5 protein-coding genes are annotated in these 5,664 nt (G+C 71.1%); 2 read left to right on the plus strand and 3 right to left on the minus strand.

Annotated elements, in window-relative coordinates; genetic code table 11:
* Window positions 1-17: 17 nt before the first annotated feature.
* From ACFU99_RS31030 to metG, 3 genes are all read right to left on the minus strand, one after another.
* Complete coding sequence (locus ACFU99_RS31030) at window positions 18-707, minus strand: DUF4255 domain-containing protein (protein ID WP_384398340.1); 690 nt, start codon at window positions 705-707, stop codon at window positions 18-20.
* Window positions 708-750: 43 nt separating this feature from the next.
* A complete protein-coding gene (locus ACFU99_RS31035; protein ID WP_384398342.1) occupies window positions 751-1,404 on the minus strand; it encodes a response regulator transcription factor in 654 nt (217 codons plus the stop codon).
* A gap of 354 nt (window positions 1,405-1,758) precedes the next feature.
* Window positions 1,759-3,510 carry a methionine--tRNA ligase gene (gene metG, locus ACFU99_RS31040; protein ID WP_384398343.1) on the minus strand — a complete coding sequence of 584 codons (1,752 nt, stop codon included), beginning with the start codon at window positions 3,508-3,510 and terminating at the stop codon, window positions 1,759-1,761.
* Window positions 3,511-3,737: 227 nt separating this feature from the next.
* Here metG and ACFU99_RS31045 point away from each other — a divergent pair, with 227 nt between their 5' ends.
* Both ACFU99_RS31045 and ACFU99_RS31050 read left to right on the plus strand, forming a co-directional pair.
* Window positions 3,738-4,391 (plus strand): response regulator transcription factor, encoded by a 654-nt coding sequence (locus ACFU99_RS31045; protein ID WP_384398345.1) that lies wholly within the window; start codon window positions 3,738-3,740, stop codon window positions 4,389-4,391.
* Between the two features lie 86 nt (window positions 4,392-4,477).
* Window positions 4,478-5,664, plus strand: a 1,187-nt coding sequence (locus ACFU99_RS31050) for an ATP-binding protein (RefSeq protein ID WP_384398347.1), incomplete at its 3' end; no start/stop codon positions are given.

The raw sequence follows: 5,664 nt of genomic DNA on the forward strand, positions 1-5,664 counted from the left end.
GTGTGCGTCGGCGGCGCTCACTCGGCCACCGACCGCAGGTCGCCGCCGCGGCGGCCGCCGCGCGGCGAGCCGCTCGCGCCGGAGCCGTCGCCCGGCACCGAACGCAGCACGCGCGGCTGCGCGTCCCCGGGGACCCCGTTGATGCCCTTGACCTGGGTGACCGCCTCCGTGACCGGCGGCGCCACCTCGTACGAGGGCGAGACCGGGAACGGGACCGTGATCACCACGTCCAGCGAGGGCTTCAGCTCGCCGCCCAGCGCCGACCAGATGTCGGCGATGGAACGGGACTCGGCGGGCGGCACGCCCACCGACATCGGCAGCGTCAGCTCCAGGGCGGTGAGCGCCTCGGGCAGCGCGGCGGCCGGCAGGATCTCGTGCGAGAGCAGGCAGCCGAGCGCCGCCGACAGCAGCCGGTGCTCGTCCTGGGGGCGCGTCGTCCATGCGGTGAGCAGGTACGACAGCCGGAACCAGCGCGGCGGCTGGCGTCTGCGGACCACCATTCCGGACGCGTCCCGGACGTTGATCGCGCCGCGCTCGCGGCGGGCGACCTCCTCGCGGATGTCGTAGAGATACGCGTTGAGGGTGGGCGCGTTGCGGCGGGCGGCCCAGTCGCGGGTGGGCGCCTCGAACACGACCTCGCCGGTCGTGTCCGGCAGCGCGCCGCCGCGCAGTACGCGCCGCAGCGCCTCGTCGACCTCATGAATCACGCGCCGTCCCCCGACCCTCGCCCTGGTCCTGTCAGCGGTCCCATCAGATGTATCCCTCCCGCAGCGCGTACGCGACAGCGTGCGCGCGGTTGTGCAGTTGCAGCCGTGTCATCAGGGCGTGCAGGACGTTCTTCACGGTCCGCTCGGAGTAGGCGAGCTTCTCCGAGATCTGCCGGGTGTCCATGCCCTCCGCGACCAGCCGCAGCACGTCGACCTCGCGGGGCGCCATGCCCAGCGTCGGTACGAACGAGGACGACGTGGAGTCCATGGCGGACCGCCGCAGCCGCCCGACCTGGGTCAGCAGTCTGTTGATCAGGTCGGGCGGCAGCTCCCCCTCGCCGCGGGCCGCGCTGTGCACGGCGCGCAGCAGCTTCTGCGGCGTCGCCTGGTGGCGCCAGAGAATGGCGCGCACCCCGTACTCGACGACGGTCATCAACTCCGGCTCGCGCAGTTCGTTCGCGATCAGCACCACGCGCTGTTCCCCGCCTCTGACGAGGCGTCTCAGCTCGGCCCCGGCCGCCTCGTCGACGCGGTCGACGAGCGCGACGGCGACCGTGCCGCGCGGCTCCTCCCCGGCGCCCGCGCCGGGGCGCTCCAGAAGATCGACGGTGGGCTGATGTTGTAGGTGGCTGATGACCCCGGCCCGGCTGAGCGGGTCCGCGGCGTGGACGACCACCGTGACGCGTTTTTCGAGCACTGGTGTTCTGTTCCTTGTCTTCCCCCGTATAGCGACAGTCCCAGAGTGCTCGGCAGTGCTCAACAAAAGATTGCTGAACGATCAACGAGACAATGACGTTGTGTTCAAGAGGTGTCGATTCGGTGCCCGAACACTCACATCGGCGGTGTGTTCAAGGGCAATCGGGGCGTCTCGTCGTGTCACAGAACCGAGCTCGGGGCGACCCTAGCCCCGGCGGCCCCGTGCCCAACACCCCCCACCCCCCTCAACGGCGACCGGCGGCGACCGGCGGCAACAAAAAGACCACCCGCACAGGGCGGCCTTCCGGCCCCTGTGCGGGTGGTCCTCGTACGTGCCTTACGCGCGTCCGTACCGCTACTCGGCGGGCGCGGCCTCGGGCGCGGTCTGCGCCTCCTCGCCGCCGAACCGGGCGCGGTAGCCCTCCAGGTCCTCATCCGTGATCTTGGCGAAGAGCACCGGCGGCACCGTGAAGTCCGTACCCGCGGGCACCCACGCCAGCGCCCGCGCCTCGTCGGCCGTGACCCACGTCGCCGTGTCGTCGGGAAGCGCGAACGCCGAGCGCATCGCCTTCGCCGAGGACGGGATGAACGGCTCGGAGACCACCGCGTACAGGTGGATGAGGTTCATCGCCGTACGCAGCGTCAGCGCCGCGCCGTCCTGGTCGGTCTTGATCTCCAGCCAGGGGGCCTTCTCCTCCAGGTAGGAGTTGCCCGCGCTCCACAGCGCCCGCAGCGCGGCGGCCGCCTTGCGGAACTGGAGCGCCTCCAGATGGCCCTCGTACTCCGCGAGCAGCTCGGCGATCTGCTCGCCCAGCTTCCGCTCGGCCTCGCCCGGCGCGCTGCCCGCCGGCACCGCGTCGCCGAAGCGCTTGCGGGAGAAGGACAGCACGCGGTTGACGAAGTTGCCGAGGGTGTCGGCGAGATCCTTGTTCACGACGGAGGAGAACAGCTCCCAGGAGAAGGACGTGTCGTCCGACTCGGGGGCGTTCGCCATCATGAAGTAGCGCCAGTAGTCGGCGGGCAGGATCTCCAGGGCGTCGCCGGTGAAGATGCCGCGCTTCTGCGACGTGGAGAACTTCCCGCCGTAGTAGTTCAGCCAGTTGAAGCCCTTGACGCAGTCGACGCGCTTCCACGGCTCGCGGGTGCCGATCTCGGTGGCCGGGAACATCACCGTGTGGAACGGGACGTTGTCCTTGCCCATGAACTGCGTGTAGCGGACGTCGTCGGCCTCGTACCACCACGACTTCCAGTCGCGGGAGCCGTCATCTTCCGAAGCGGCGTCCGCCCACTCCTTCGTCGCCCCGATGTACTCGATGGGGGCGTCGAACCAGACATAGAAGACCTTGCCCTCGGCCGCCAGCTCCGGCCAGACGCCGGCCGGCACCGGCACGCCCCAGTCCAGGTCGCGGGTGATCGCGCGGTCGTGCAGCCCCTCGGTCAGCCACTTGCGGGCGATGGAGGAGGACAGCGTCGGCCACTCGTCGCCGACCGCGTCGATCCACGCCTCGACCTCCGCCGCCAGCTTCGACTGGAGGAGGAAGAGATGCTTGGTCTCGCGGACCTCCAGATCGCCGCTGCCGCTGATCGCGGAGCGCGGCTCGATGAGGTCCGTGGGGTCCAGCACCCGCGTGCAGTTCTCGCACTGGTCGCCGCGCGCCTTGTCGTAACCGCAGTGCGGACACGTGCCGACGATGTAGCGGTCCGGCAGGAAGCGGTCGTCGGCGAGGGAGAAGACCTGGCGGATCGCCCGCTGCTCGATGAAGCCGTTCTCGTGCAGCTTCCGGGCGAAGCGCTGGGTGATCTCGATGTTCTGCTGCGAGGAGCTGCGGCCGAAGTGGTCGAAGGCGAGCGCGAAGCCGTCGTAGATCGCCCGCTGCGCGTCGTGCTGCTGCGCGCAGTACTCGGCGACCGGCAGCCCGGCGTCCTTGGCGGCGAGCTCGGCGGGGGTGCCGTGCTCGTCGGTGGCGCAGATGTACAGGACGTCGTGGCCGCGCTGGCGGAGGTACCGGGAGTACACGTCCGCCGGGAGCATGGACCCCACCATGTTGCCCAGGTGCTTGATCCCGTTGATATAGGGAAGGGCGCTGGTGATGAGGTGTCGAGCCATTGCAGGCTGCTCCCAAGTCGGTACCGGGTGTGACAATTTGGCCCGCGGATCCACTGCGGGTCGTCAATATCGTATCGGAGGGCGCTGGACCACCCGCCCCGGATTTTCCCGCCCACCGGACTGATCAGGACATTCACGGGCCCCGGAGAGACGTTCGCGAAACATCTCCTCCTGTACACCCGCATCCTGGAAGGGGGCGAAGGGTGCAGAGGGAGATGAACGCCATCATGCGGGTACTGGTCGCCGAGGACGAGGAAGTACTGGCGGAGCTGGTCGCGACCGGCCTGCGCCGGGCCGGCTTCGCCGTGGACACCGTCTACAGCGGGGACGCCGCCCTCGCCTACCTCGGGCTGCACGACTACGACGTGGTCGTCCTCGACCGCGACCTGCCGCGCGTGCACGGCGACGAGGTCACCCGCCGGCTCGTCGCCTCCGGCTCCCGCACCCGCATCCTGATGCTGACCGCCGCGGGCTCCATGGAGGACCGGGTCTCCGGCCTCGACCTGGGGGCGGACGACTATCTGCCCAAGCCGTTCGAGTTCCCCGAGCTGATCTCGCGGGTACGGGCGCTGCGGCGGCGCAGCGCGCGGCCCACGCCGCCGGTGCTGGAACGTTCCGGCCTGGTGCTGGACACCGTACGGCGCACGGCCATGCGGGACGGGGTGGTGCTGGACCTCTCCCCGAAGGAGTTCGCGGTCCTCCAGATCCTGCTGGAGGCGGACGGCGCGATGGTCAGCGCCGAGGAGCTGCTGGAACGGGCCTGGGACGCGAACGCCGACCCGTTCACGGGCGCGGTGCGCGTCGCGATGAGCAAGCTGCGCGGGAAACTCGGCGAACCGGCGCTGATCCGTACGGAGCAGGGCGTCGGGTACGCACTGTGAGCGCGTTCCGATCAGGCCGTTCCTCCTCCGGCCGGTCCCGCTCCGCCCGGACCCGCCCCGACCGGGTCCGTGGCGAGCGCGGTGGTGTGACGGCGGGCCGCTCGCCCGGCCACAAGGTCCGCACCCGCGTCGCCATCGTCTTCGGCGGGGTCTTCCTGGTGCTGGCCACCGCTCTGCTGATCTTCGTGAACGTGCTCTCCAGCGCGGGCACGCAGGAGCGGGCGGGCCATATCCGCTCCCAGGCCCAGGCCCGTACGGGCGCTCCGGTGGACCTGTACGTACCGGTGCACCGCTTCCCCGCGCCGACGGTGACGGCTCCCGCCGAGGAGCCGATCACCAAGGTGTACCGGATGCGGGAGATCGCCCAGGTCTCCGACGGCGTCAGCCAGGCCGCCTCGCAGCAGCTGGTCTTCTGGTCGGTGGTGGCGCTGCTGGTCACCGCGCTGTTCGCGGTCGGCGTCGGCTGGTGGACGGCGGGCCGCGTGCTGCGGCCCGTACACGTCATGACGGCCAAGGCGCGGCGGATCTCCGAGCGGAACCTGCACGAGCGCATCGGGCAGAACGGCCCCGCCGACGAGCTGAAGGAGCTGGCCGACACCATCGACGCGCTGCTGGGGCGGTTGCAAGGGGCGTTCGACAGCCAGCGCCGGTTCATCGCCAACGCCTCGCACGAACTGCGCACCCCGCTCGCCACGCAGCGCGCCGCCATCCAGGTGGGGCTGGAGGGGGGCCGCCCGTCGGCGGAGGAACTGGCCGAGACGAAGGCGACGCTGCTGGAGACCAACCGGCGCAGCGAGCGCCTCATCGACGGGCTGCTGGTGCTCGCGCGCAGCGAGCGCGGCCTGGAGAGCCGCGACCGGCTCAACCTCGCGGACGTCGTCGCGGAGGAGACCGCCGCGGTGCGCGGGCGCGCGGAACGGGCCGGGGTGAAGGTGACGGTGCGCTCCACGGACGCGCAGGTGTGGGGCAACCGGGTGCTGCTGGCCCAGCTGACCGGAAACCTGCTGCGGAACGCGGTGATCCACAATCACCGGGGCGGCACGGTGGACGTGCGGGTGGGGCCGAGGCTGCTGACGGTGCGCAACACCGGCCCGTTCATCGAGGCCGACGAGGTCGACGACCTCTTCGAACCCTTCCGGCGCGGCGACGGCCGCGACCGCCTCGGGGCGGGGTCCGGCACCGGGCTGGGGCTGTCGATCGTACGGTCCATCGCCCGCGCCCACGGCGGCGCGGCGGAGGCCCCCGCCCATCCTGGCCGCGGCCACACCGTGAC

It is taken from the genome of Streptomyces sp. NPDC057654, assembly GCF_042800135.1.
Lineage (GTDB): Bacteria > Actinomycetota > Actinomycetes > Streptomycetales > Streptomycetaceae > Streptomyces.

Bases quoted from the DNA above. Each gene is read 5' to 3' on its own strand.
- metG (WP_384398343.1), bottom strand. From the start codon at position 3,510: ATGGCTCGACACCTCATCACCAGCGCCCTTCCCTATATCAACGGGATC.
- ACFU99_RS31045 (WP_384398345.1), top strand. From the start codon at position 3,738: ATGCGGGTACTGGTCGCCGAGGACGAGGAAGTACTGGCGGAGCTGGTC.